Genomic DNA, 23,667 nt, shown 5'->3' on the forward strand with positions numbered 1-23,667 from the left:
CGTGATCACGGGAATCGGAACTCCTTAAGTGCCGGTGGGTGGTCTGTTGTCGCGGATTGCCGCGAAGCGGATGGGGCCCGGATCCGCCTCACCGCTCGAGAAGGCCCGCGACGGCGGGGATGCCCTGCACCGCGGTGAACTCCATGACCTCATAGGCGGCGCCACTCGGGAAGTAGACGTCCTCGGACAGGATCTCGTCCAGGGCTTCGCGCGAGGTCACCCGGCTGATGATGATGCCGGCGCGCTCCCGGTCACGGCGCGGCCCGACGAGGACGAAGTCGCCCTTCTCCACGTGGGAGGAGAACCAGGCGCGATGAGCCGCCAGGTGCTCGGCGGCGGTCTTCTCGTCGGTGTTTTCCGTGAGGATGAGATTGATGACGAACACGGGTGCTCCTTGAATCTCCATTTTCTCCGCGGCCCGCGTCGGCGCTCGAGGGCGCCGGGCGTTCCACTCGGCGGTGTCATAGGACTACTCTTCAATGTGAAGTAAGGTTCAGATCAAGAGCGGCGCTGACGGGTGCGAGTGAGAAACCGCACGGGTCCGCTTAGGGGAGGGAACGAGGCATGAGCGCATCGGCGATGGCGCAGGCCGCCGAGAAGGGGGAACGTGTCTACGGTATCGGCGCGGCCGCCCGTGCGACGGGGATGACGGTTTCGGCGCTGCGTTTCTACGACAGGCAGGGACTCCTGCCGACAGTGACCCGGACCGGCGGCGGCACCCGCCGCTTCACCGAGGACGACCTGGAGTGGATCCGCGACATCGGAAGGCTTCAGACGGCCGGCATGCCGATCAAGGAGATCAAGGAGTACGCGCGCCTCTACGTCGAGGGCGACTCCACGATCGAGGCTCGCCGCCGCATTATCGAGGCCCGCCGGCAGGAGGTGCTCCGCGAGCTCGAGAACCTCAGGACCACCCTCGACTTCATCGACTACAAGTGCTGGTTCTACGAGGTCGCCTCGGCGGCGGGGTCCTGCGAGGTCCCGCGCACCATGGCGCCCGAGGACCTGCCCGAGCGGATCCGCCGGATCAGAGAGGTCTGCAACGACCGCCGCGATTAAGAGGCCGGCGGACGGTTCGAGAAGCCCGGGACCGACGAGAGAGGACAGACAGATGCTTTACCTCACGACTTACCGCTCACCCCTGGGCCCGATGACCCTGGTGGCGCGGACCGGGGCGGACCTGCCCGAGGGCGGGGCGCTCGTCGGCGCCTGGTTCGACGGCCAGCGTCACGATCGGGCCGGTCTTGACCGGGACGACGAGGCGCCGCCCGTCGTCGTCGGGGCCGGGGACGATGACGAGCCGGCTGTTCTCGCGCGGACCAGAGCCTGGCTGGAGCGGTGCTTTGCCGGTGACGACCCGGGGGAACCTCCCGCGCTCGCCCCGCGCGGCACCGACTTCCAGCAGCGCGTGTGGGCGCGCCTGCGCGCCATCCCGCGGGGGGTCACCCGCGCCTACGGGCAGATAGCCGACGACGTCGAGGCCGAGACCGGACGTCGCTGCTCGGCACGCGCCGTCGGCGGCGCCGTGGGACGCAATCCGATCAGCGTCGTCGTGCCCTGTCACCGTGTGGTGGGTGCGGACGGCTCGCTCACCGGCTATGCGGGCGGAGCCGACCGCAAGACCCGACTGCTGCGCCTGGAGGGCGCCCTCGTGCCCGAGCGCCATCCCGCGTGCCCCGTCCCGGGCCGTGAGGCGCCGACGTACCGGGGAATTCCCCCGCAGGGCTCTCAGGCTCTCAGTCTCTGATCGTCAGGACCTGCTCCACCGGAGCGCGGTCGGTGACGAGTGAGTTGATGAGAGCATCGGCGCGATGGCCCAGGGCCACGCCGACGACGAGGATCTCGTCATCGGGAATGCCCATCTCCTCGCGGGCCTCCGCGGGGTAGCGCACCAGCTCGTAAGCGGGGATCGTGTCCAGCCCCCTATCGCGCGCGGCGAGCATGAGTGTCTGGGCGAATGCCCCCAGGTCGTAGAGGGACCACTGGGGCACGGCCCTGGGGATCGTCAGGTACAGGAGCGCGGGCGCGCCGAACAGCGACGCCCTGGCCTCGCCGGTGACCCGCTCGAGGTCCGGCCCGAGGAGAGCGAGAAGGCTCTCGCTCATCCCGGCCATGTTCCGCTGCTGCGCCGACGCCCATTGATCGCGGTGCATCGTCGCGATGTCGGAACGGCCCCGCGCGCCGGAGGTCGAAGATTCGGCGTGACGGCGCGCGATCCTTTCGCGGGCGGCTCCGATGGCGGCGTAGACGCGCCAGGGCTGGGAGTCGACCCAGGACGGCGCGCGCCGGGCCAGGGCGACGATCTCGGTGATGGTCTCGCGGCCGACGGGTTCATCGGTGAAGGCGCGGGTCGAATGGCGTGAGGTGATGGCGGTCGTCAGGTCCATGATGGTCCTTCATCCGGTTGACTTGCGGGCGATCCGGGATTGTGCGCAGGGCGCATCGGCGCAACCGCGGGGCGCCCTACCCTATTCCGACTCTTTCGGCGCGACTCGCGCCACCGGGACGTCTATCGTGGTCGACGGCGATGGCGCCGCCGGGCCCGGCGTGCACGGAGAATCGGGGGGAGTATGCGCGACTACCTCAGCCGCGAGCTGACCGTCGCCGTTCCCGCCGACAGCGGCCGGTTCACCGGCTCCGAGAGGCCCGGCGACCTTGTCCATGCCCTGGTCTACGTGCCCCGCGACGCCGCCGCCGGGCGGATGCGCGCACCGCTGGTCGTCTGCTGCCACGGGCTGGGGGAATCGGGGCTGCGCGTAGCCGGCGTCGGACAGCGGTTGGCCGCCGCGGGCGCCGTCGCCGTCGTCCCCTCCTTCCGGGGCGGCGGGGCGCCCACCGCCGGCTCCACGACCGCTATGTCCGTGCTCACCGAGATCGCCGACCTCGAATCGATCCTGGGGACGGCGCGGGCCTGGCCCTTCATCGACGCCGGACGCACGGCTCTGTTCGGCCGCAGTCAGGGCGGCCTCGTGGCGGCGCTGGAGGCCTTCCGCCGACCCGCCCAGGTCGCCGCCCTCGTCCTGTGGTACCCGGCGCTGCGCCTGCCGGCCGCGATGCGCACCCGCTTCGGCGCGCCCTCGGCGGTGCCGCCGACCTTCACCCACCGCGTCGACGGGCGCGACATCACCCTCGCGCGGCGCTACGCCCTCGATATCTGGGGCCTGGACGTCGACGCCGAGCTGACCCGGCTGCGGGTCCCCGTACTGCTGGTTCATGGTGATCGGGACGCCGACGTCCCGATCACCGTCTCCGAACGGGCCGTGCGCCTCCTGCCCGACGCCGTCCTGGAGCGCGTGCCCGGCGCCGCCCACGGCTTCGGCGATGAGCGGTTCGCCGACGCCATGGCGCGCACGGAGGCCTTCCTGACCTGGTGCCAGGTGCTGGAGGAGGACTAGCCGACGACCGGGGCACCCGCCGCCGGGCCTCGCCGACCGGGTCCGAGCGGACTAAGGTCGAGAGCGAACACCGCATGCTGCTCGAAGAAGGAGGAACCGTGCCCACCCCGGATCATCTCACCACCGACGCCAAGGTGGCCGTACTCATCGCCGAGGGGTTGGAGGAGATCGAGGCGCTGGCCGTCGTCGACCTGCTCTACCGCGCCGGGATAGCCGTCGACATGCTCGCCGTGGGCGACGACATCGAGGTCACCAGCTCCCACCGCATCACTTTCCGCTGCGACGCCCTCCTGGCCGCCGCCGACCTGTCCGACTACGCCCTCGTCCTCCTGCCGGGCGGCATCCCCGGCACCCTCAACCTCAAGAGCACCCGGGCGGTGACCGACGAGGTGACCCGACGGCTGGAATCGGGCCTGCCCCTGGCCGCGATCTGCGCCGCGCCCTCGATCCCGGCCGAACTGGGGCTGCTGAGCGGTCGCCGGGCCACCGCTAATCCGGCCTTCATCGACGCCCTGGAGAAGGGGGGTGCGAGGGTCAGTCGGGACAGCGTCGTGATCGACGGCGACCTGCTCACCAGCCGCGGCATGGCCACCGCCGTCGATTTGGGGCTGGAGATCGTCCGCTTCCTGCTCGACGACGACGCCGTCGATGCACTCAAGAAGAGCGTCGTCTACCAGCGTTGAGCTGAGGCGGTTCGCACGGCTGCGGGGGTCGGACCGTCCGGACGGTCCGACCCCCGCAGCCGCGCATCGGCCCGGACTCAGGCGCCCGAGCGCTTGCGGGGGCGGGGGATCAGCGCGACGACCAGCAGGAGGACACCGGTGCTCGCCAGCAGCATGATGCTCGTCATGGCGGGGTCGATGTGCACGCCGAACCCGAAGGCGACGAGCAGTCCGCCCAGCACGAGAAGGATCAGGCCCCAGGTCAGAGTGCTCCTGCGCAGCGGCCGACGCTCCTGCTCCTGCGATTCGCGCTCCGGCGAGTTGGAGCTCCACACCTGATCCGGGTCGGGTCGTGGTGTCGTCATATCGGTGATGATGGTCGCCGCCTCCGCCTCCTCGGGCGAGAGCACGGCCGCGCCGGGTCCGGACGTCTCCGCCTCGCCCGGGCCCGACGGGGGCGTCGGGACGCCGGTCCCGGCGGCGCCGGTGCCGGGCAGGGGCTCGGTGGTCGCAGCGCCCTCCGGGCCCTGTGCATTCTTAATGCTCTTGGTGGTCTCGGTGTTCATGGCGGATCTCCTCGGATACATGGCGTGTCAGTGCGTCGGGGTGGATGAGGGCGCGGCAGTCCCAGTGGCGCCGGGCCCGCTGTTGGAAGCGGAACCGGAAGGCTCGGGTGCGGCGGTGCCCGACCCCTCGCCCCTCTCCCACGCGGAGGTCAGGCAGCCCTCGTAGGCGGAGCGGGTGGCCTCCGACAGGCCGGACACGTCGCTCCACCGCGCCCGTCGCGGTTCGTCGTCGCCCATGACCCGACTGAGGCAGCTCTCAGCGACGTCCGTGCCGACGGCCGGATGAGTCATGCCGGTCACCGGCAGCTCGTCTCCGGAGTGGTGGCCGCTGCTCGGGTCGGTCCACGAGCTGACGACCCATGTGCCGGCCTGGGTGGAGCCGGTCCAGCTCACCTGGGACGAGGTCTCCTCAGCCTTGATCGCCCCGGCGCCGACCTCGGCATCGACGCTGATGAGGCCGTGACGGTCTTTGGCCGCGGGCGAGACGGCCTCGGAGCGGCTGTGGTTCAGGGGCCACCACGTGTGGCTCAGCGGCAGCTCCTCCCCCTGGACCGTGTAGGTCTTGGCGGGCCACTGCTCGTCGTCGGCGGGGAAGTTCGTCTCCCAGGCCGAGGTGAATTCGGTCCCGAATTCCCCGGCCTCGGCATGACCGTCGACCCGCACGGGCTGACCCTCGCCGGTCTTGACCAGGACGCGTCCGGCCCCCATCACGATGCGTACCGCGGCGTCCTTGTCTCCGTCCGCGTCCCATGCCACCCGGCGCAGATCGACGGTGACGGATCCGGCCGCGTAGGCCCCCAGATCGATGGTGCCGTCGGGCAGGACCGGGTAGGACGTCGTGGCGGGGTCGAGGTCCTCGTCGGTCAGGACGATGTCGACGGGGCGTCCGGCGATGGGAGCGCTGACGGCCTGCGGGGGCAGGATGGACCCGAAGACGAGCAGCGGCAGACCCGCGAGGAGGGACAGCCAGCCCAGACCGGTCATCCACCCGCCGCGACGACCCCTCAGAGCGGAGACGATGATGCCGCTCGCCAGCAGGAGGATCACGCCCCCGGCCGTTAGGAAGATCGCCTGGAAGGTGCTGAGCGTGTGCGTCGTGTGGGCCAGGCCGGCGGCCGCCAGCCCGATCAAGCATAGGCCGAGTACGAGCAGACTCGCCGTCCGGCCCGGGCCCGGTACGCGCGGACGCGGCGGAACCGGTCGGGGACCGTAGACGGGCCGCCGGGGGGCTACGGGCACCCCGTGCGGTGAGGACGGGGCGCTTGCGGGAGCGGCCCGGCCCGGGGCGGGGTCGGACGGGGAGGACTCGCCCGTGCTCTCGGGTGCGAAGGCCGTGCGCCCGTGACCCGGTCCGGCCGGCGCTCCGGGCGTCGGCTCGGGGCTCGGGTCGGCCTGGTGGAACCAGGCCGGGCGGTCGGGATCCGGCCGCGGACGGCGGCCCGACCTCCCTCGCAGTGACCGGACGAACCAGATGATTACCCCGGCGATCAGACCGATCCACACCAGCGCCCAGCAGAGGTGCCAGAAGACCGCGATGATGCCGAGGTCGTACCAGTGGTCCATGTACCAGGAGGGGAACAGCCCCTGGTTCAAACCGCCGATGAAGACGATCACCGATCCGACCAGGCCGGCGCTCACGTCGCCGACCAGAGCCTGCTCGGCATGAATCCTCCCGTCCGATTCCTCCGGCAGGAGCGCCCAGGCCAGGCCGTACAGCACCAGGCCCGGGCCGAAGAAGAGCGACAGGACGATCCACACGCAGCGCACGAGCGTGACATCCACACCCAGGCGCCGCGAGAGGCCGCCCGCGACCCCGCCGATCCACCGCTGGTCGGTGCGCATCATGCCGGAGCGCCGGATGGAGTCGAAGAGCCCGGCCGCTATTCGGCGCGGCGGCCACGGGCGGGTCTGCTGGTCCGCGCCCGGCCGGTGAGCGCCGGGAGGAGGGCCCGAAGGACGGGGGGACTGGCGGGAGGCGCCGGTGGAGGAGGAGCCGGGGGAGCCGGCGCGGGGGGTCGGCCCGGACCCGTCGGGAAGGTCGCCGGAGGGGATGTCGGAGTTGCTCATGCCCCAATGCTCGCCGTCGCACCCGCCCCTGACGATCGGGGGAGCCCCTGAACCGCCCCCCATAGGGTCCCGGATCGTCCCCGATCGCGTCTGACGACGGGGCCGGGATGCCGCGGGACGTGTCACGATAGAGCCGTGACGATCCCGACGAGTGCGACGAGCGCGGCCCAGGGCCGGTCCGCGGCCCCGCCGACTGCGGCGTCGGTCCTGCGCTCCCTGGGCACCGCCGACGCCGCCCCCCGGCCACTGCCCCTGCGGCGACTGCCTCTTCGGCTGGCCTCCGGGACGACCGGTCGCCCCGCCGTGACGGACGGGGGGTCCCGCAGGCGCCCCGGGCGCGTACTGACCGGCGTGTGCTCCGGCATCGCCGTCCACCTCGACGCGTCCGCGGCGGTTGTGCGGGCCGTCTTCGTCCTGGCCGCCTTCGCCGGAGGCGCCGGCGTCCTGCTGTACCTGCTGCTGTGGCTGACCGTCCCCGTCGGCGACCCGTGGGCGGAGGCGGCCGGCTCCGTGCCCGCCATCCGCGCCCGGCTCGCCGCCCGTCCGACAGGTCCGGCGACGATCCCCACCCGCCTGCGCTTCCTCCTGGGCGGAGGGGCCCTCCTGCTCGCCGCCGTCCTCGTCGCCCTGTGGCGCGTGGGAGTGCTCTCGCTCGTGGACTGGGCCGGGCCGCTGATCGTCATCGGGTGCGGGGCGGCGCTCGCGTGGTCCCAGGTCGATGCCGTCACCGGGCCCGCGCGCGACATCGGCGCCCGCCTGCGCATGGTCGGGGGCGTCGCCCTGGCCGCCGTCGGGATCCTCATGTGGCTGGGGCACGGCATCGCCCCGCGGGACCTGCTCGCGGGAGCCCTGACCGGCGCCGCCCTCGTCGTGGGCACGGGCCTCATCCTGACCCCCCTGTGGCTGCGCACCAATCGGGCGCTCGCGGACACCCGCGCCGCCGAGGTCCGCGAGGCCGAACGCGCCGACATCGCCGCCCACCTGCACGACTCCGTCCTCCAGACCCTCACTCTCATCCGCAAACGGGCGGACGAGCCCGAGATCGTCGCCCGCCTCGCCCGCTCCCAGGAGCGCGAGCTGCGCGCCTGGCTCTACACCGACCGGCCCGAGGAGGGAACGTCAGTGGCCGACGCCGTCCGCGACCTCATCGGGGAGATCGAGGACCGCTACGGCGCCGAGGTCGAACTGGTTGTCGTGGGCGACCGCGTCCCCGACCGCGCCACGGAGGTCATCGTCGCCGCCGCTCGCGAGGCCCTGTCCAATGCCGTGCGTCACGGCGAGCCGCCGGTGTCCGTGTACGCCGAACTCTCCGATGAGCGGATGGAGATCTTCGTGCGGGACCGTGGACCCGGATTCGACCTCGACGCCGTCGCTCCCGACCGCCACGGCGTGCGCGAGTCCATCATCGCCCGCATGGTCCGTCATGGTGGTACGGCCGAAGTCCGGCGCCTCGCCCGGGGCACCGAGGTCGCCCTCCGCCTGCCCACCCCCGCCCCCGCCCCCGCCAAGGAGCATGATGACTGATCCCGCCACCACCGCCCCCGCCACCACCTCCGCCGCCGCTGCGGGCGCCGCGGCCCTGCGCATTCTCGTCGTCGATGATCACGCCCTCGTGCGCGCCGGCGTGCGCTCCGAGCTCGCCGATCACGCCACCGATCTGCAGGTCGTGGGGGAGGCCGACGACGTCGAGGGCGCCATCGCCGCCGTCCACGCGCTGGCCCCCGACGTCGTCCTTCTCGACGTGCACCTGCCGGGCGGCGACGGCGGGGGAGGGGCCGAGGTGGTGGTCGCCTGCCGCGACGTGCCGACCACCCGCTTCCTGGCCCTGTCAGTGTCGGACGCTAGCGACGACGTCGTGGGTGTCATTCGCGCCGGAGCGCGCGGCTACGTCACCAAGGCGATCTCGACGGCCGACCTGGTCGGGGCGGTGCGGCGCGTGGCCGCGGGCGACGCCGCCTTCTCCCCGCGGCTGGCGGGTTTCGTGCTCGACGCCTTCGGCGCCGGCGCCGGCGAGGTGGCGGTGGCCGATTCCGAGCTCGACCGCCTGTCCGCACGCGAGCGCGAGGTCATGCGGCTCATCGCCCGCGGCTACACCTACAGGGAGTGCGCCTCCGAGCTGTTCATCTCCGTCAAGACCGTCGAGACGCACGTCTCGGCGGTGCTGCGCAAGCTGCAACTGTCCAACCGCAATGAGCTGACCCGGTGGGCCGCCGCCCGCCGCCTCGTCTAGCGCCCCGCCGGCTGCGGTCGGCCCGCGGGGCGTCGAGTGCGCCGCGGCCGCTTGTGGCATGCTGTGCCGCGTGGGAACGATGGGGACCGTTATCGTCGGCCTGATCATCGTCCTGGGGCTGGGCGGCGCCCTGACCCAGATCTATCCCGGCCCGGCCATCGTCCTGGCGGCCGTCGCCGTGTGGGCGTTCATGACGGGAGGAACCGCCGCCTGGGTCGTGCTGGCGGTGTCCGCTGTCGCCGTGGTGGTCACGAGCGCGGGCAAGTACGTCCTGGTCGGCCGTCGGCTCCAGCGCGCGGGGGTGCCGGGCGCGTCCCTGCTCGTGGGCGGCCTGGTCGGCATGGCCGGCTTCTTCCTCGTGCCGGTGGTGGGGCTGCCGATCGGCTTCACCCTGGGGGTCTACCTGTGGGAGCTCGTCCGCGGTACCGATCAGGTCGGAGCCCGGGCCGCGGCCTGGGAGGCCGTCAAGGCCCAGGGACTGGCGATCCTCTTCGAGCTGGGCGGCTGCCTCGTGGCCGCCGCCGCGTGGGGCGGAGCCCTCATCCGGGGCTGAGCCTCGCCACGAGGAATCGTGGGAGGATTGTCCTCGTGATGGACCGGCACGATCACCGTACGCGGGCCCCCGGGCTCCCTGTGGCGCCTCAGGCGCTGGAGCGCGCCGTCGCGCACATGCGCGGGGGCGGTCTGCTCGTTCTGCCCACCGACACCGTCTACGGCATCGGCGCTCCGGCCGCCGATGCAGCCGCCGTCGCCAGGCTCCTGGCCGTCAAGGGGCGCGGACGGCGGATGCCCCCGCCGGTTCTGGCTGCAGGCTCCGATCAGCTCGACGGCGTCATCGCCGGCGCTCCCCCCGCCGCTCGAGCTCTGATGGAGGCCTTCTGGCCCGGGGCGCTGACCCTCGTCCTGGATGCGGCCCCCGGTCTGGAGTGGGACCTGGGGGAGACGGGCGGCACCGTGGCGGTGCGCGTGCCCGACCACCCGCTGGCCCGGGCCGTGCTGCGCGCCACCGGCCCCATGGCGGTCACCAGTGCCAACCGCACCGGCGAGCGTCCGGCCACCGATGCTGACGCCGCGCGTCGGGCCTTCCCCCGTCGAGACGTCCTCGTACTCGACGGCGGCCCCACGCCCGGTCCGGTGCCCTCGACGATCATCTCTTTGGCCGGCGAGCGGGCGCTGGCGCCGGTGGTGGTGCGCGACGGCCTCCTGTCCCGCACCGCCCTGGCGGCGGTCCTCGAGCCTGTGCTTCGGGCAGCGGGGGCGCCGCCGCTGCCCGACGCGGGCGGTCAGGGGCGCACGGCGTGAGGGTCTACCTGCTCGTTCTTCTGGTGGCCGCTGCGGTCACTTACGTGTCCGTGCCGATCGTGCGTCACGTCGCACTGGTGTCCAACGCCCTGACCCCGGTGCGCGCCCGCGACGTCCATTCCACCCCGATCCCCCGGCTGGGGGGCGTGGCCATGTTCGCGGGCTTCGCCTCCGCGGTGACGGTGGCCTCGCGGGTTCCCTATCTGGCCGACGTCATCGACTCCTCCGCGTGGGCGGTCGTGATGGGGGCGGGCATGGTGTGCCTGCTGGGGGTCGTCGACGACCTGTGGGAGCTGGACTGGTGGGCCAAGCTCTCCGGGCAGATCCTGGCGGCCGGCGTCATGGCCTGGCGGGGGGTGCAGCTCATCACCTTCCCCGTGGGAGGAGTCACCCTGGGGTCCTCGCGACTGAGCCTGTTCTCCACCATCCTCGTGGTGCTGGCGGTCATCAACGCGGTCAACTTCGTCGACGGGCTCGACGGACTGGCCGCCGGCATCATCGGCATCGGTGCGAGCGCCTTCTTCCTGTACGTCTACGTGCTCACCCGCACCACCCAGCCGGCCTCCTACACCTCCCTGGCCGCCACCGTGGTGGCCGCTCTGGTCGGGATCTGCGTGGGCTTTCTGCCGCACAACTTTCATCCGGCGACGATCTTCATGGGGGACTCCGGGTCGATGCAGCTGGGGCTCATCTCGGCGGCCGGCACCATCATCGTCACTGGCCAGATCGACCCCCTGTCCGTCGAGGGGACGACGGCGGTGCCCGTCTTCCTGCCCGTGATCATCCCCCTGGCGGTGCTGCTGCTGCCCCTGACCGACATGATGATGGCGATCACGCGCCGCACCTGGGCCGGGCACAGCCCCTTCCACCCCGACCGCATGCACATGCACCATCGTCTGCTGGCCGCCGGCCACTCTCACCGCAGGGCCGTCCTGGTGATGTACGTATGGGCCGCCCTCATCTCCTTCTCCTGCGCCGCCATGGCCTTCTTCCCGTTGCCCGCCGTCCTGGTGGGCGCCGTCGTCGGCGTGGTGGCGGCGCTGGCCATCACCGTCGATATGATGCCGGGGGTGCGCCAGTCCTGGGCGCGCCGCCTGGGCGCCCGGCACGTCAGGATCAGGAAGGAGACCCGACGATGAGGATCGGGGGGACGGCTCGCGCGGCCCCGCGCCCTGTGCGCACTCACCAGGAGGTCTTCCGACGCACCGCGGCGCGCGTGGGCGCGGTCGGCGCCGCACTCGTCGCGCTCGGCCTGCTGGCGGGGATGCTGACGGGAGGACGCGCCTGGAACGGGGCCGTGTGGGGCGGTGGCGCCGGCGCACTGCTGACGCTCATCACCGTGGCGGGGCTGACGGCGCCCTGGGACCGGTTCCCGCTGCTGGCCTCCAGCGGCATCATGCTGTCCTTCCTGGGCAAGATCGCCGTCATGGTCGCGGTGGTTCTGCTTGCCGGGCCCCGCAGGGATCAGATGTCGCCGATGTGGTTCCTGGGCACGCTGGCCGTCGTGCTCGTCGGGGTCACCGGCGTCGAGATCGTCTTCCTGGCCTCCGGACGCTCTTTTACGGTCGAACCCCGGGCGGAAGACGAGTAGGGTGACTCCCGGCGCCCACCGTGGTCCGGCCTGCGGCCGGGCGATGGCGTGACGGCGCCCCGACATCTTCCCGAAGGAGACCTGGTGATCACGAGTGCGACTCTCGCCGCCGGTCTGACGGCGATCGCCCCGGCCGCCGGCGGTGACGGCTTCGAGCCCCCTTCCCTGTCCGACTTCTTCCCCGACACCTTTCTCTTCGTGGGAACCCCTTTCGCGATCAACCGCATTATGATGGTGCGTCTGATCATGACGGCCGCGCTCGTGGTCTTCTTCGGCGTCGGCGCCGCGCGCGCCAAGGTGGTGCCGGGCCGCTTCCAGAACATGTGCGAGATGCTGCTCGACTTCGCCCGCGTCAACATCGCCGAGGAGATCATCGGCGAGCGACGCGCACGACCCTACGTCCCCATTGTCACCACGATCTTCTTGGGCGTTCTCTTCCTCAATATCTCGGGCATCATCCCGGGTCTGAATATTGCCGCCACGAGCGTGGTCGGCATGCCCATCGTTTTCGCCGCGGTATCGTACATCACTTTTTTCTACGCCGGCATCAAGAATCACGGCGCGGGCGGCTTCCTGCGCGGGTCCGTTCTTCCGCGGGGTGTGCCGAAGGCGTTGTGGGTCCTCATCATCCCCATCGAGTTCCTATCCAACCTCATCATGCGGCCGGTCACCCTGACGATCCGACTCCTGGCCAACATGGTCTCTGGCCATTTCCTGCTCGCCCTGTGCTATGCGGCCACCAGCGCCCTGTTCGTCCATGCGGTGGGCGCTCTCAAGGGTCTGGGCGTGGTCACATTCGGCGTTGCGTTGGCCTTCGTCCTTTTTGAGATCTTCGTCGCGGTCCTCCAGGCCTACATCTTCGCGTTGCTCAGCGCCGTCTACATCGAGTCCTCGATCTCCATGCACTGAAGGCGGCGCCACCGGATCCGAATTCATCATCACAAGCCCCGGGCCCGACCCGGACAGACGAGGAACCTCGTCCGACCCCAAGGAGAAACCACTATGACCGGAAGCATCGCCACCATCGGTTACGGCCTCGCCGCGATCGGTCCCGGCATCGGCATCGGCATCGTCGTCGGCAAGACGCAGGAGGGCACCGCCCGCCAGCCCGAGGTCGCCGGCGCGCTGCGCACCAACATGTTCATCGGCGCCGCCCTCATCGAGGCCCTCGGCCTGCTCGGCTTCGCCGCGGGCTTCGCCTTCACCTCCTGATCCCGGCGGTCCTTCATGACCCCTCCGCTCTTCGCACCGCAAGTAGCGCCGGCCGCTTCATCCGGGGGCGACAACATGCTGCTGCCGCACAGCTACGATCTGCTGTGGGGCACGGTCTCGTTCGTCATCATCGCGGTCGTGCTCATCATGTACGCCTTGCCGCGCTTCACTAAGGTCCTCGACGAGCGCACCCGCCGCATCGAAGAGGGTCTGGCCCTGGCCGACAAGGCCAAGGGCGACCAGGCCGATGCCGAGCTGCGGGCCGCGCGCCTGGTCGAGGACGCGCGCCGCGAGGCCGCCTCCATCCGCGAGGATGCCCAGGCGCAGGCCAAGGAGATCATCGCTGAGGCGCGCACCGCCGCCGCCGGCGAGGCCGGCAAGGCCATGGACGCCGCGCAGCGGCAGATCCAGGCGGACAGACAAGCGGCTCAGATCTCCCTGCGCACCGACGTCGGCTTGCTGGCCAGCGATCTGGCTGAGAAGATTATCGGCGAGCAGCTGACCGACTCCGAGCTGTCCGCCCGCGTCATCGATCGCTTCCTCGATGATCTCGAGGAGGCACCCCTGAGAGGCGCCGATGCGGCCGTCTCCGCCGAGGAGGCCCGGTGAACACCGGCACCGCCGCGAGCCGCGCCGCCGCAGCCCGAGCCTGGAGCCCCGTCGTGACCGCCGCGGGCGGGGAGGCTCAGACGCTCGGCGAGCAGATCCTCCAGATAGCCCACATCATCGCCAGCGGCTCGCTGTTCGCCCCTCTGACCGACCCGGGGCGCTCCGGCGACGACAAGGCGGCCCTCGCGACACGACTTCTGGCCGGCCGCGCCGACGACCGCGTCGTCGAGCTGCTGGCGGGCCTGGTCCGTCACCGCTGGTCCAAGGCGATGGACCTGGTGACCGCCCTGCACGACATGGGCATCGAGACGATTCTGGCCGGCGCCCGGGCGGCGGGGACGCTCGACGACGTCGAGCAGCAGGTCTTCGAGGTCTCCGTCGAGCTCGAGCGCGATCAGGGACTGCGGGAGGCCCTCGAACCCTCCCGGCGCGCCAGCACTGACGCCCGCGTCCGACTCGCCCGGCGGATCTTCTCCCCGATGCTGTCCGGTCCGGCGATGAGTCTGGTGATCTGGTGCGTGCGCCATCGCTCCCAGAGCGGGGTGACGCGCAATCTGCGGCGAGTGGTCGAGCTCGCCGCCGGTATGCAGAACCGGGCCATCGCCGACGTCGTCTCCGCCGTCCCGCTGACCACCGCCCAGGAGGCGCGCCTGCGGGCCGTGCTGATCGGGCAGCTCGGTGAGGACGTCGAGATCAATTCGACCGTTGACCCCTCCGTCATCGGAGGGGTCAAGGTGACAGTGCGGGACACCGTCATCGATTCGACCGTGCGCTCGTCTCTCGACGGGCTGCGGGTCGCTCTGGCGGGCTGAGCCCGCCGCCACCACAGACCAACCCGCGCACCCGTCCGGTGCGCGACACCCCGAACCAAGGAGACGACAGATGGCCGAGCTGACCATCAGGCCGGAGGACATTCGCTCCGCCCTGGACGAGTTCGTCGAGTCCTACAAGCCCTCACAGGTGGCCGCCGAGGAGGTCGGGCACGTCGTCTTCGCCGCCGACGGCATCGCCCACGTCGAGGGGCTGCCCGGCGTCATGGCCAACGAGCTGCTCACCTTCGAGGACGGCACCGCCGGGCTGGCGATGAACCTCGACGAGCGTGAGATCGGCGTGGTCGTCCTGGGCGACTTCACCGGCGTCGACGAGGGCCAGATCGTGCGCCGCACCGGCGAGGTCCTCTCGGTGCCCGTCGGTGACGGCTACCTGGGCCGGGTCGTCGACCCGCTGGGACGCCCCATCGACGGCCTGGGCGAGATCCCCAGCGAGGGCCGCCGCGCCCTGGAGCTTCAGGCCCCCGGCGTCATGTCCCGCAAGTCCGTCCATGAGCCCCTGCAGACCGGTCTGAAGGCCATCGACTCGATGATCCCGATCGGGCGGGGCCAGCGCCAGCTCATCATCGGCGACCGCAAGACCGGCAAGACCGCCATCGCTCTGGACACGATCCTCAACCAGAAGGCCTACTGGGACACCGGCGACCCCGCCCAGCAGGTGCGCTGCATCTACGTCGCCACCGGGCAGAAGGGGTCGACGATCGCCTCCGTGCGCGCCGTCCTGGAGGAGCACGGCGCCCTGGAATACACCACCATCGTCGCCTCTCCGGCCTCCGACCCGGCCGGCTTTAAGTACCTGTCGCCCTACACCGGCAGCGCTATCGGCCAGCACTGGATGTATTCGGGCAAGCACGTCCTCATCGTCTTCGACGACCTGTCCAAGCAGGCCGAGGCCTACCGGGCCGTGTCCCTCCTGCTGCGCCGCCCGCCGGGCCGTGAGGCCTACCCCGGCGACGTCTTCTACCTGCACTCGCGCCTGCTGGAGCGCTGCGCCAAGCTCTCCGACGACCTGGGTGCGGGCTCGATGACGGGCTTGCCGATCATTGAGACGAAGGCCAACGACGTCTCCGCCTACATCCCGACCAACGTCATCTCCATCACTGACGGTCAGATCTTCCTGCAGTCCGACCTGTTCAACTCCGACCAGCGTCCCGCCGTCGACGTCGGCATCTCGGTCTCCCGGGTCGGCGGAGCCGCCCAGGTCAAGGCCATGAAGAAGGTCGCCGGCACGCTCAAGATCACCCTGGCCCAGTACCGCTCCATGCAGGCCTTCGCCATGTTCGCCTCCGACCTGGACGCCGCCACCCGTCAGCAGCTGACCCGCGGTGAGCGTCTCATGGAGCTGCTCAAACAGCCCCAGTTCACCCCCTACCCGGTCCAGGAGCAGGTCGCCGGCGTGTGGACCGGCACCAACGGCTACCTCGACGACCTGGAGGTAGCCGACGTCCTGCCCTTCGAGCGCTCCCTGCTCGATCATCTGCGTCGCAACACCGACGTCCTCGACCGGATCCGGGATGCCGGCGAGCTCGATGAGGACACCGAGGCCGCCCTGCGCGATGCGGTCGAGTCCTTCCGCTCCACCTACCTGGCCGGGGACAAGATCCTGTCCGGGGAGGTCGCCGCCGCCGAGGACGAGCCGCCGGCGGAGCGTACGAGCGAGCAGATCGTGCTCAAGAGGGGCTGACGTGGCAGGCAACCAGCGCGTTTACAAGCAGCGCATCCGATCGACCCAGACCCTCCAGAAGGTCTTCCGGGCCATGGAGCTCATCGCCTCCTCCCGGATCGGTGCGGCGCGCCGCAACGCGCAGGAGGCCGGACCCTACGACCACGCGCTCAGCCAGGCCGTGGCGGCCGTGGGCACTTATGCGCACCTCGACCATCCGGTCACCCGCGAGCGCACGGACACCGATCGCGTGGCGGTGCTCGTGGTCACCTCGGACCGCGGTATGGCGGGCGCCTACTCCGCGACCATCCTGCGCGAGTCCGAACGGCTCCTGGACCAGCTCGTCGAGGACGGCAAGAAGCCGGTCGTCTTCACCTTCGGGCGGCGCGCCGCCGGGTACTTCACCTTCCGCGAGCGCGAGGTGGAGCGCTCCTGGACGGGCGAGTCCGACCGGCCCTCGGGCGAGTCCATCGACGAGGTCGCCACAGCGCTGCTCGACTACTTCCTCGCGCCCGCCGACGCCGGGGGCGTGGCCGAGGTCCACATCGTCTTCACCCGTTACGTCTCCATGGTCTCCCAGGTCCCCGAGGTCCGCCGCATGCTGCCGCTGACCGTCGTCGACGTCGACGGGCCGGGCGAGCTCAACCGGGAGGACATCGCCGCCGGCACGGAGCATGTGCGCGCCCAGGACACGGGCGCCCAGCCCCTGTACGAGTTCGAGCCCAGCCCCGACGCCGTCCTGGATGCGCTGCTGACCCGCTACGTGAGCAGTCGCATCCGCAACGCCCTGCTTCAGGCGGCGGCCTCGGAGCTGGCCAGCCGCCAGCAGGCCATGCACACGGCCACGGACAACGCCGAGGACCTCATCACCACCTACACCCGGCTGGCCAACGCCGCCCGCCAGGGCGACATCACCCAGGAGATCACGGAGATCGTCTCGGGTGCCGACGCTCTGGGCGCCGAGTAGCGCAGCAGTACCGGATCCCAACGCAACGACCACGCAAGACCGCACGGAAGTGACTGATATGGCTGACACCACCACCCCCGCCGCCGGGACCGGCCGCATCACCCGGATCATCGGCGCCGTCGTCGACGTCGAATTCCCGCCGGACGCGATCCCCGAGATGTACAACGCCCTCAAGGTGACCGTCAATGCCACCGGAGATGGGGACGAGCCGCACGAAATCACTCTCGAGGTCGCCCAGCACCTGGGCGATAACATCGTGCGCACCATTTCGCTTAAACCCACCGACGGTCTTGTGCGCGGCTCGGAGGTGCGCGACACCGGCGCTCCGATCTCCGTTCCGGTCGGCGAGGTCACCAAGGGCCACGTTTTCAACGTCACCGGGGACGTCCTCAACCTCACCGAGGGGCAGACCCTGGACGTTCGGGAGCGCTGGCCCATCCACCGTCAGCCTCCGGCCTTCGACCAGCTGGAGTCCAAGGAGCAGATGTTCGAGACCGGCATCAAGGTCATCGATCTGCTCACCCCCTACGTCCAGGGCGGCAAGATCGGCCTGTTCGGCGGTGCGGGCGTGGGCAAGACCGTCCTCATCCAGGAGATGATCCAGCGCGTGGCCCTCGATCACGACGGTGTGTCCGTCTTCGCCGGCGTCGGCGAGCGCACCCGCGAGGGCAATGACCTGATCGTCGAGATGGGCGAGGCCGGAGTTTTCGATAAGACCGCGCTCGTGTTCGGCCAGATGGACGAGCCGCCGGGCACACGGCTGAGAGTGGCGTTGTCCGCCCTGACCATGGCCGAGTACTTCCGCGACGTTCAGCATCAGGACGTGCTGCTGTTCATCGACAACATCTTCCGCTTCACCCAGGCGGGCTCCGAGGTCTCCACACTGCTGGGCCGCATGCCCTCCGCGGTGGGCTACCAGCCCAATCTGGCCGATGAGATGGGCCAGCTCCAGGAGCGGATTACCTCGGCCGGCGGGCACTCCATCACCTCGTTGCAGGCCATCTACGTGCCCGCGGACGACTACACCGACCCGGCTCCGGCCACGACCTTCGCCCACCTGGACGCCACGACCGAGTTGTCCCGCGAGGTCGCCGCGCGGGGCATCTACCCGGCCGTGGACCCGCTGGCGTCGACCTCGCGCCTGCTGGCGCCGCAGTACGTCGGCGACGATCACTACGACGTGGCCACGCGGGTGAAGTCGATTCTTCAGAAGAACAAGGAGCTCCAGGACATCATCGCCATTCTGGGCATCGACGAACTGAGCGAGGAGGACAAGGTCACCGTGGGCCGGGCCCGGCGCATCGAGCAGTTCCTGAGCCAGAACATGTACATGGCGGAGAAGTTCACCGGGGTGCCCGGTTCGACCGTGCCCGTGGCGGAGACTGTCGAGGCCTTCAAGCGCATTGCCGACGGGGACTACGACCATCTGCCCGAACAGGTCTTCTTCAACATCGGCGGCATCGACGACCTCGAGCGTCGCGCGGCTGAGATCAAGGCGGCCTGACGTGGCGGGGGCGCTGAGTGTCGAGGTGGTCTCCCGCGACGGCGGGCGGGCGTGGACCGGGCAGGCCGCCCAGGTCACAGTCCCTCTGGCCGACGGCCAGCTCGGCGTCCTGCCGGGGCGCCAGCCCGTGCTAGCGCTCGTGGGCCGCGGCGCCGTGCGTATCGTCTCCGACGACGGGGTCGTCAAGGTGCCGGTGGCGGGGGGGTTCTGCTCGGTGGACCACGATGTCATCACGGTGGCGGCCGACGCCGCCGGGGACGGGGCCGGTCAGGCCCGAGTCAGCGACGAGCTGGCCGAGGCCGTGAACGCCAGCGACGCCGAGGACTAAGGTCGAGCCTATGGGAGGAGGACATCCGGTGTGGGCGGCCGCGGGCGTCATTGCGCTCGTGGTGGTGGTTGTGGCCGGGGTCTTCATCCTCCGCCTGCGGCACTTGGCCGGACGCGTCGGCTCCTTCGAGTGCGCCCTGCGTCGGCCCGGTCGGGGCCGCTGGGCCAGTGGTATCGCCACTTTCGGCAACGAGTCGGTGGAGTGGATGCGTCTGGTCTCCCTGTCCGTGCGACCGCGCTACCGCTTCGAGCGGGCCGGTCTCGAGCTCGGCGAGGTGCATCACCGCGGTGCGGACGGGCGCATCGTCGACGTCGAGTGCGGTTATCGCGGCGAGCGTTTCGATCTGGCCATGATGGAGGACTCCCATTCGGCATTCGTCGCCTGGTTGGAGTCGGCACCGCCGACTCAGCCCGCCCTCCTGTGAGTGGGCGAGGAGCGGCCGGGCGGGCCGACGGGCGGTGCATGCGCCCCGGCGCCGCCGTTCGGGGCGGGGGCGGGCCGACCGAGCAGTCGGTTCGTCGCGTTCGCCCGTTTCGGGCGGGCGCGCGCGTTCGCCCGTTCCGAGCCCCGGCTCGCCTGTAGGCTGCCGGCGTGCGCGTCGTCATTGCCACCTGCTGCGTGGACTACTCCGGGCGCCTGGACGCCCATCTGCCCCGGGCCACTCGCCTCATCATGATCAAGGCGGACGGCTCGGTTCTCGTCCACTCCGACGGCGGCTCCTACAAACCGCTGAACTGGATGAGTCCTCCCGCCAGGCTCGCCGAGGTCGACCCCGACGAGGAGGACCGGGAGGCCGGCGTCGTCTCCCGCTGGGAGGTGACGGCCTCCAAGACCGACGACCGGCTCGTCATCCGCCTGTTCGACGTCGTCTCGGATACCAGTGCGGACCTCGGGGTGGACCCGGGCTTGACCAAGGACGGCGTCGAGGCTCATCTCCAGGAGCTCCTCGCCGAGCAGATCGAGGTGCTGGGCCCCGGCTGGCGGCTGGTGCGTCGCGAGTACCCCACGCCCATCGGTCCGGTGGACATCATGGCCAAGGACGCCGACGGCCGTTCGGTAGCCGTCGAGGTCAAGCGCGTGGGCGGAATCGACGGCGTCGAGCAGCTGACCCGCTATGTCGAGATGCTCGACCGCGACCCGCTGCTGGCCCCCGTGCGCGGCCTGTACGCCGCCCAGCAGATCAGGCCCCAGGCGCGCGTGCTGGCCGAGGACCGCGGCATCCGCTGCGTCGTGCTCGACTACGACACCATGCGCGGCATGGACGACCCCTCGTCGCGGCTGTTCTGAGGAGGTTGAGATGACCGGTGCCCCCGGGCCTGCAGCGGTCGCGCCCCGCGCCCCGCGGGAGATGTCCTACCTGCGTCTGGTCGCCCAGGGGCTCGTGAGCGCGACGGCGTCGCCCGCGCCCGCCGAGGCGGTGCGCCGTCAGCTCGCCGTCCAGGGTCAGCAGGTTTTCTCCGTTCCCCACGCGATCATCTCCCGGACGGCGGGAGCTGTGCGCGACGATGTCGACGCGGCCTTCGAGGCCGGTGAGCTCGTGCGCTCCTGGCCGATGCGCGGCACCGTGCACGTCACCACGGCCGCCGACCACCACTGGCTGCGCGTGGCTCTCATGCACCGCACCGACGCGTGGACGCGCTCGGGCGAGAGGCGACTGGGCATCGACGACGCGATGCTGGAGCGCGCCGGCTCCATCGCCCTGGCCCTGATGGCCGAGCACGGCCCGGTGATGCGAGATCGTCTCATCGGGGCCTGGTCGGATGCCGGCCTCGTCGCTTCCGGGGCGGGATGGCGCCGACACCTGCTGGTCCGCCTCCAACGCGAGGGCGTCCTCGTCCAGGGGCCGCGCCGCGGCAACGAGCATCTCATCGTGAGCGCCGCTCCGCTTCCCCCGGCCGAGTCCGGGCCCGGCGGCGCCGGCGGGGGAGGCCGCGGTACCGACGGGCACCGCGCCGCCCTGGCCGAGATCGCCCGGCGCTACGCCGCCAGTCATGGACCGGCGAGTGCGACCGACCTGGCCCGCTGGACGTCGCTTCCCGTCGGGGAGGCGTCCCGGGCTCTGGAGGACGCCGTCGAGCTGACGAACGCCGCCGGCTACGGCGCCGACGCCGCGCGCGGAGAGGTGCCGTTGACGCGGGCGGTGGCCGAGGGCGGGCTGCGCGGGGACGTGCGCGTGCTCGGGGCGGGAGCGCGCACGGCGCCGTCGGGGCGTGAGCGCTCCACCGTCCTCTACATGCGCGCCGACCTGCCGGACCTGCTCGCGGTCTGTCGCCGGCAGGCGGCGGGCACGTTCTTCCTGGCCTCCTTCGACGAGGTGCACGTGGGGTACAAGGACCGCGCCTGCCTGACCGATGCCGCCGGCGAGCTGCTCATCTGCCCCGCGGGCAATGGCATGTTCAGACCGCTGCTGGTCGATCGCGGGCGAGTGGTGGCCGTCCGCCCCGTGGGGGAGGGGCTCCTGTGGGCTGACGACGCCCGCCGCTCGGCACGCCTCGAGGCGGACGTGGCTGGAGCCGTGCGGGGCATGGCGCGCCGCCTGGCCTGATCCCCCGTCGCGCCGGAATAACCTGCTGGTGTGAGCACGCACTCCCCCACGACCGCCTACCGCGGCGCCGTCGTCACCCCGCTGCGGATCATCGACGACGGGCTCGTCGTCGTCGCTCGTCGCCGCATCGCCTGGGTGGGGACGGCGGACGAGGCCGAACGGGCGGGGTGGGGCGGGCTGCCCGAGCGCGCCGTGCGCGCGCCCGCGGGCGGCTATCTGCTTCCCGGGCTCGTCGACGTCCACTGCCACGGCGGCGGAGGCGAGTCCTTTCCCGACATCGACGGTCCCGGGCGGGCGATGGTCGCCGTCATGGAGCACCGCCGCGCGGGCACCACGAGCCTTATCGCCTCCTGCGTCACGGCGGCACCGGATATCCTGCGGCGGCGCACCCGTGTGCTGGCGGATCTGTGCGATGCGGGCGAGCTCGCCGGCATCCACCTCGAAGGGCCCTTCATCTCCCGCGAGCGCTGCGGCGCCCAGGACCCCGCTTTCATCACGGCCCCCGATGCGGAGCTGACCCGCGAGCTGATCGGCCTCGGGCGCGGGCACGTGGTCACCATGACCCTCGCTCCGGAGCGGCCGGGGGTCACCGGAGACGGCGGTGTCATTGCGGCGCTCGTCGAGGGAGGAGTCCTGCCCTCCTTCGGACACACCGACTCCGGGGCCGCGCCCGTGCGCGCGGGCCTGGCCGATGCGGCCTTCCGCATCGCTGCGCGGGCCGGGGCCGGCACGCCGGTGCGCTCGACGCGGCCCACTGCCACCCACCTGTTCAACGGCATGCGGCCCGTGCACCACCGTGCGCCCGGGCCCGTGCCCGAGCTCCTGGCCGCCGCTGCGAGCGGGCGGTGCGTCGTGGAGCTGGTCGGCGACGGCGTCCACCTGGACCAGACGCTCGTGCGCAGCATGTTCGAGCTACTCGGTCGGGACGGCATCGTTCTCGTCACCGACGCCATGGCCGCGGCGGGGATGCCCGACGGCGACTACGCCCTGGGCTCTCAGGCCGTGACTGTCGTGGACGGCGTCGCCCGCCTGGCCGGCGGGGCGATCGCCGGGGGCACCGCGCACCTCATCGACGTGGTCCGCACGACGTGGCACGGCGGCGTGGATTTGGTCGACGCCGTCTTCGCCGCGTCCCGGCAGGGGGCTGGGATCCTGGGCGACGAGTCGGTCGGCGCGCTCGCCCCGGGCTTGCGGGCCGACCTCGTGGTCGTCGACGAGGAGCTGAAGCCGGTGATGGTCGTGCGCCGCGGCGAGGTCGTCGCCTGAGCCGTCCCTCCTGGTCGCCGGGAGGTGCTGTCGGGGGTCAGGGGGGTCCGCCCTCCATGGCGACGCGCAGGCGGGCGATTCTGCCGTCGGGGGCGAGGGCTGCGACGTCCGTGCCCGTCATGGCCGCGAGGCCGCCCGCTGAGCGCCTGACCGCCACGGCCCACTCGACGGTGACCGTCCCGGGCTCGGAGTCGTCGACCCGCGTCCGCCACAGGTGGCGGGATTCGGCATTGCGGTCCAAGAAGGTGCGGAAGAAGGCGCGGATCTGCGCTGCTCCCCGCACGGACGGACCCGTTGCCGGCTCGAGGACGGCGTCGGGGGCGAACAATCCGATCAGCTCCTCGAAGTCGGTCTGCGAGTGGCCCGCCGTGTCCGACAGGGTGAAGTAGCGGTCCAGCGTCGTCGCGGCGTTCCGGGTCGAGGGGCCTGTCGTGCTCGGCATGCTCGGTCCTTTCATATTCGTTTGTTCACAAGTAAGTGAACTAATAGACGCAACCGTATCATGCCGATGTGCATTCCGACGACCACCCGCGCAGGGAGGACATCCGGCTCGTGGCGGTTCTGCGCGCCCTGGCGGACCCGGTCAGACTCTCGGTCGTCCGCCAGGTGGCGGACGACCGGCCGCACGCCTGCGGATCGATTGCGACGCCTCTAGCCCCCTCCGCCATGACGCGCCACTTCCGCATCCTGCGGGAGTCGGGCCTGGTGCGCACTGATCCGAAGGGCACGAGCAAGCTGCTCACCCTACGCCGCGACGACCTCGACGCTCGATTCCCGGGCCTGCTCGACGCCGTTCTGCGCACTCCCGACGGAGACGGCCCGGCGCCAGGAGCACGCAGCGAGTGGGGCCGGGCTGCACTCGCGTAAGACCCGTCAGGCGGGGCCGCTGTCGCGCGCTCGGGCATCCGCATTATGCCGCGTCATTGCAGC

General features: G+C 71.3%; 28 protein-coding genes. 23 read left to right on the forward strand and 5 right to left on the reverse strand.

Going from position 1 to position 23,667, the window contains the following annotated elements; translation table 11 throughout:
- Positions 1-88: 88 nt before the first annotated feature.
- Positions 89-385 carry a YciI family protein gene (locus HMPREF9062_RS05225; protein ID WP_034253797.1) on the reverse strand — a complete coding sequence of 99 codons (297 nt, stop codon included), beginning with the start codon at positions 383-385 and terminating at the stop codon, positions 89-91.
- 179 nt (positions 386-564) lie between these two features.
- Between HMPREF9062_RS05225 and HMPREF9062_RS05230 the strand changes: the two genes are divergently transcribed.
- Both HMPREF9062_RS05230 and HMPREF9062_RS05235 read left to right on the forward strand, forming a co-directional pair.
- A complete protein-coding gene (locus tag HMPREF9062_RS05230; protein ID WP_009749016.1) occupies positions 565-1,059 on the forward strand; it encodes a MerR family transcriptional regulator in 495 nt (164 codons plus the stop codon).
- A gap of 52 nt (positions 1,060-1,111) precedes the next feature.
- Positions 1,112-1,747, forward strand: a complete 636-nt coding sequence (locus HMPREF9062_RS05235) for a methylated-DNA--[protein]-cysteine S-methyltransferase (protein ID WP_009749017.1) — start codon at positions 1,112-1,114, stop codon at positions 1,745-1,747.
- Here HMPREF9062_RS05235 and HMPREF9062_RS05240 read toward each other — a convergent pair.
- The gene (locus HMPREF9062_RS05240) at positions 1,737-2,387 is read right to left on the reverse strand and encodes a nitroreductase (protein WP_009749018.1); all 651 of its coding nucleotides are present in this window, start codon (positions 2,385-2,387) and stop codon (positions 1,737-1,739) included. The genes HMPREF9062_RS05235 and HMPREF9062_RS05240 overlap by 11 nt on opposite strands.
- A gap of 183 nt (positions 2,388-2,570) precedes the next feature.
- Between HMPREF9062_RS05240 and HMPREF9062_RS05245 the strand changes: the two genes are divergently transcribed.
- Both HMPREF9062_RS05245 and HMPREF9062_RS05250 read left to right on the forward strand, forming a co-directional pair.
- Positions 2,571-3,395 carry an alpha/beta hydrolase family protein gene (locus tag HMPREF9062_RS05245; RefSeq protein ID WP_083820028.1) on the forward strand — a complete coding sequence of 275 codons (825 nt, stop codon included), beginning with the start codon at positions 2,571-2,573 and terminating at the stop codon, positions 3,393-3,395.
- Between the two features lie 98 nt (positions 3,396-3,493).
- Complete coding sequence (locus tag HMPREF9062_RS05250; protein ID WP_034254748.1) at positions 3,494-4,078, forward strand: DJ-1 family glyoxalase III; 585 nt, start codon at positions 3,494-3,496, stop codon at positions 4,076-4,078.
- A 77-nt stretch (positions 4,079-4,155) separates the two neighbouring features.
- On the opposite strand, the gene HMPREF9062_RS12110 is transcribed toward HMPREF9062_RS05250, so the two are convergent.
- Together HMPREF9062_RS12110 and HMPREF9062_RS05260 are read right to left on the reverse strand one after the other, a co-directional pair.
- Complete coding sequence (locus HMPREF9062_RS12110) at positions 4,156-4,623, reverse strand: hypothetical protein (protein WP_009749020.1); 468 nt, start codon at positions 4,621-4,623, stop codon at positions 4,156-4,158.
- A gap of 27 nt (positions 4,624-4,650) precedes the next feature.
- Entirely contained in the window at positions 4,651-6,690 is a 2,040-nt protein-coding gene (locus HMPREF9062_RS05260; RefSeq protein ID WP_050795253.1) for a PspC domain-containing protein, read from the reverse strand.
- Between the two features lie 135 nt (positions 6,691-6,825).
- Here HMPREF9062_RS05260 and HMPREF9062_RS05265 point away from each other — a divergent pair, with 135 nt between their 5' ends.
- The 18 genes from HMPREF9062_RS05265 to HMPREF9062_RS05350 all read left to right on the forward strand — a co-directional run bounded on the left by HMPREF9062_RS05265 (position 6,826) and on the right by HMPREF9062_RS05350 (position 22,737).
- The gene (locus HMPREF9062_RS05265; protein WP_009749022.1) at positions 6,826-8,214 is read left to right on the forward strand and encodes an ATP-binding protein; all 1,389 of its coding nucleotides are present in this window, start codon (positions 6,826-6,828) and stop codon (positions 8,212-8,214) included.
- Positions 8,204-8,920: a response regulator gene (locus HMPREF9062_RS05270; RefSeq protein WP_009749023.1), complete on the forward strand. Its 717-nt coding sequence runs from the start codon at positions 8,204-8,206 to the stop codon at positions 8,918-8,920. The genes HMPREF9062_RS05265 and HMPREF9062_RS05270 overlap by 11 nt, the downstream gene beginning before the upstream one ends.
- Positions 8,921-8,999: 79 nt before the next feature.
- Positions 9,000-9,473: a DUF456 domain-containing protein gene (locus tag HMPREF9062_RS05275; protein WP_253270751.1), complete on the forward strand. Its 474-nt coding sequence runs from the start codon at positions 9,000-9,002 to the stop codon at positions 9,471-9,473.
- Between the two features lie 38 nt (positions 9,474-9,511).
- Positions 9,512-10,222, forward strand: coding sequence for an L-threonylcarbamoyladenylate synthase (locus HMPREF9062_RS05280; protein ID WP_034253804.1), 711 nt, complete (start codon positions 9,512-9,514; stop codon positions 10,220-10,222).
- A complete protein-coding gene (locus HMPREF9062_RS05285; RefSeq protein WP_009749026.1) occupies positions 10,219-11,361 on the forward strand; it encodes an MraY family glycosyltransferase in 1,143 nt (380 codons plus the stop codon). The genes HMPREF9062_RS05280 and HMPREF9062_RS05285 overlap by 4 nt, the downstream gene beginning before the upstream one ends.
- Positions 11,358-11,813: a hypothetical protein gene (locus tag HMPREF9062_RS05290; protein ID WP_009749027.1), complete on the forward strand. Its 456-nt coding sequence runs from the start codon at positions 11,358-11,360 to the stop codon at positions 11,811-11,813. Before HMPREF9062_RS05285 ends, HMPREF9062_RS05290 begins: the two co-directional genes overlap by 4 nt.
- Positions 11,814-11,897: 84 nt before the next feature.
- Positions 11,898-12,722: a F0F1 ATP synthase subunit A gene (gene atpB / locus HMPREF9062_RS05295; protein WP_009749028.1), complete on the forward strand. Its 825-nt coding sequence runs from the start codon at positions 11,898-11,900 to the stop codon at positions 12,720-12,722.
- Between the two features lie 93 nt (positions 12,723-12,815).
- Entirely contained in the window at positions 12,816-13,025 is a 210-nt protein-coding gene (atpE, locus tag HMPREF9062_RS05300; protein WP_009749029.1) for a F0F1 ATP synthase subunit C, read from the forward strand.
- Between the two features lie 15 nt (positions 13,026-13,040).
- On the forward strand, positions 13,041-13,634 hold the full coding sequence (locus tag HMPREF9062_RS05305; protein WP_034253806.1) for a F0F1 ATP synthase subunit B: 594 nt from the start codon (positions 13,041-13,043) through the stop codon (positions 13,632-13,634).
- The gene (locus tag HMPREF9062_RS05310) at positions 13,631-14,446 is read left to right on the forward strand and encodes a F0F1 ATP synthase subunit delta (protein ID WP_009749031.1); all 816 of its coding nucleotides are present in this window, start codon (positions 13,631-13,633) and stop codon (positions 14,444-14,446) included. The genes HMPREF9062_RS05305 and HMPREF9062_RS05310 overlap by 4 nt, the downstream gene beginning before the upstream one ends.
- A gap of 70 nt (positions 14,447-14,516) precedes the next feature.
- Positions 14,517-16,148, forward strand: a complete 1,632-nt coding sequence (gene atpA, locus HMPREF9062_RS05315; RefSeq protein ID WP_009749032.1) for a F0F1 ATP synthase subunit alpha — start codon at positions 14,517-14,519, stop codon at positions 16,146-16,148.
- 1 nt (position 16,149) lies between these two features.
- Entirely contained in the window at positions 16,150-17,094 is a 945-nt protein-coding gene (locus HMPREF9062_RS05320) for a F0F1 ATP synthase subunit gamma (RefSeq protein ID WP_009749033.1), read from the forward strand.
- 58 nt (positions 17,095-17,152) lie between these two features.
- The gene (gene atpD / locus HMPREF9062_RS05325) at positions 17,153-18,598 is read left to right on the forward strand and encodes a F0F1 ATP synthase subunit beta (RefSeq protein WP_009749034.1); all 1,446 of its coding nucleotides are present in this window, start codon (positions 17,153-17,155) and stop codon (positions 18,596-18,598) included.
- A 1-nt stretch (position 18,599) separates the two neighbouring features.
- Complete coding sequence (locus HMPREF9062_RS05330; RefSeq protein WP_009749035.1) at positions 18,600-18,926, forward strand: F0F1 ATP synthase subunit epsilon; 327 nt, start codon at positions 18,600-18,602, stop codon at positions 18,924-18,926.
- Positions 18,927-18,936: 10 nt separating this feature from the next.
- The gene (locus HMPREF9062_RS05335; RefSeq protein WP_034253808.1) at positions 18,937-19,350 is read left to right on the forward strand and encodes a DUF2550 family protein; all 414 of its coding nucleotides are present in this window, start codon (positions 18,937-18,939) and stop codon (positions 19,348-19,350) included.
- A 167-nt stretch (positions 19,351-19,517) separates the two neighbouring features.
- Positions 19,518-20,213: an endonuclease NucS gene (nucS, locus tag HMPREF9062_RS05340; RefSeq protein WP_009749037.1), complete on the forward strand. Its 696-nt coding sequence runs from the start codon at positions 19,518-19,520 to the stop codon at positions 20,211-20,213.
- Between the two features lie 10 nt (positions 20,214-20,223).
- Positions 20,224-21,471, forward strand: coding sequence for a DNA glycosylase AlkZ-like family protein (locus tag HMPREF9062_RS05345; protein WP_009749038.1), 1,248 nt, complete (start codon positions 20,224-20,226; stop codon positions 21,469-21,471).
- A gap of 30 nt (positions 21,472-21,501) precedes the next feature.
- Positions 21,502-22,737: an N-acetylglucosamine-6-phosphate deacetylase gene (locus HMPREF9062_RS05350; RefSeq protein ID WP_009749039.1), complete on the forward strand. Its 1,236-nt coding sequence runs from the start codon at positions 21,502-21,504 to the stop codon at positions 22,735-22,737.
- Positions 22,738-22,774: 37 nt separating this feature from the next.
- Here the strand turns inward: HMPREF9062_RS05350 and HMPREF9062_RS05355 are convergent, their stop codons facing one another.
- Positions 22,775-23,179: a nuclear transport factor 2 family protein gene (locus HMPREF9062_RS05355; protein WP_009749040.1), complete on the reverse strand. Its 405-nt coding sequence runs from the start codon at positions 23,177-23,179 to the stop codon at positions 22,775-22,777.
- A 68-nt stretch (positions 23,180-23,247) separates the two neighbouring features.
- Between HMPREF9062_RS05355 and HMPREF9062_RS05360 the strand changes: the two genes are divergently transcribed.
- Positions 23,248-23,604, forward strand: a complete 357-nt coding sequence (locus HMPREF9062_RS05360) for an ArsR/SmtB family transcription factor (protein WP_009749041.1) — start codon at positions 23,248-23,250, stop codon at positions 23,602-23,604.
- Positions 23,605-23,667 lie beyond the last annotated feature (63 nt).

It is taken from the genome of Actinomyces sp. oral taxon 448 str. F0400, from assembly GCF_000220835.1.
Lineage (GTDB): Bacteria > Actinomycetota > Actinomycetes > Actinomycetales > Actinomycetaceae > Actinomyces.

What these genes read in the sequence shown, in the direction of transcription:
- HMPREF9062_RS05270 (WP_009749023.1), top strand. Translation starts at nt 8,204, where the DNA reads ATGATGACTGATCCCGCCACCACCGCCCCCGCCACCACCTCCGCCGCC.
- HMPREF9062_RS05245 (WP_083820028.1), top strand. Translation starts at nt 2,571, where the DNA reads ATGCGCGACTACCTCAGCCGCGAGCTGACCGTCGCCGTTCCCGCCGAC.
- HMPREF9062_RS05280 (WP_034253804.1), top strand. Translation starts at nt 9,512, where the DNA reads ATGGACCGGCACGATCACCGTACGCGGGCCCCCGGGCTCCCTGTGGCG.
- HMPREF9062_RS05235 (WP_009749017.1), top strand. Translation starts at nt 1,112, where the DNA reads ATGCTTTACCTCACGACTTACCGCTCACCCCTGGGCCCGATGACCCTG.
- HMPREF9062_RS05345 (WP_009749038.1), top strand. Translation starts at nt 20,224, where the DNA reads ATGACCGGTGCCCCCGGGCCTGCAGCGGTCGCGCCCCGCGCCCCGCGG.
- HMPREF9062_RS05290 (WP_009749027.1), top strand. Translation starts at nt 11,358, where the DNA reads ATGAGGATCGGGGGGACGGCTCGCGCGGCCCCGCGCCCTGTGCGCACT.
- HMPREF9062_RS05260 (WP_050795253.1), bottom strand. Translation starts at nt 6,690, where the DNA reads ATGAGCAACTCCGACATCCCCTCCGGCGACCTTCCCGACGGGTCCGGG.
- HMPREF9062_RS05355 (WP_009749040.1), bottom strand. Translation starts at nt 23,179, where the DNA reads ATGCCGAGCACGACAGGCCCCTCGACCCGGAACGCCGCGACGACGCTG.
- HMPREF9062_RS05230 (WP_009749016.1), top strand. Translation starts at nt 565, where the DNA reads ATGAGCGCATCGGCGATGGCGCAGGCCGCCGAGAAGGGGGAACGTGTC.
- HMPREF9062_RS05305 (WP_034253806.1), top strand. Translation starts at nt 13,041, where the DNA reads ATGACCCCTCCGCTCTTCGCACCGCAAGTAGCGCCGGCCGCTTCATCC.
- HMPREF9062_RS12110 (WP_009749020.1), bottom strand. Translation starts at nt 4,623, where the DNA reads ATGAACACCGAGACCACCAAGAGCATTAAGAATGCACAGGGCCCGGAG.
- atpD (WP_009749034.1), top strand. Translation starts at nt 17,153, where the DNA reads ATGGCTGACACCACCACCCCCGCCGCCGGGACCGGCCGCATCACCCGG.
- HMPREF9062_RS05240 (WP_009749018.1), bottom strand. Translation starts at nt 2,387, where the DNA reads ATGGACCTGACGACCGCCATCACCTCACGCCATTCGACCCGCGCCTTC.
- atpA (WP_009749032.1), top strand. Translation starts at nt 14,517, where the DNA reads ATGGCCGAGCTGACCATCAGGCCGGAGGACATTCGCTCCGCCCTGGAC.
- atpE (WP_009749029.1), top strand. Translation starts at nt 12,816, where the DNA reads ATGACCGGAAGCATCGCCACCATCGGTTACGGCCTCGCCGCGATCGGT.
- HMPREF9062_RS05335 (WP_034253808.1), top strand. Translation starts at nt 18,937, where the DNA reads ATGGGAGGAGGACATCCGGTGTGGGCGGCCGCGGGCGTCATTGCGCTC.
- HMPREF9062_RS05275 (WP_253270751.1), top strand. Translation starts at nt 9,000, where the DNA reads ATGGGGACCGTTATCGTCGGCCTGATCATCGTCCTGGGGCTGGGCGGC.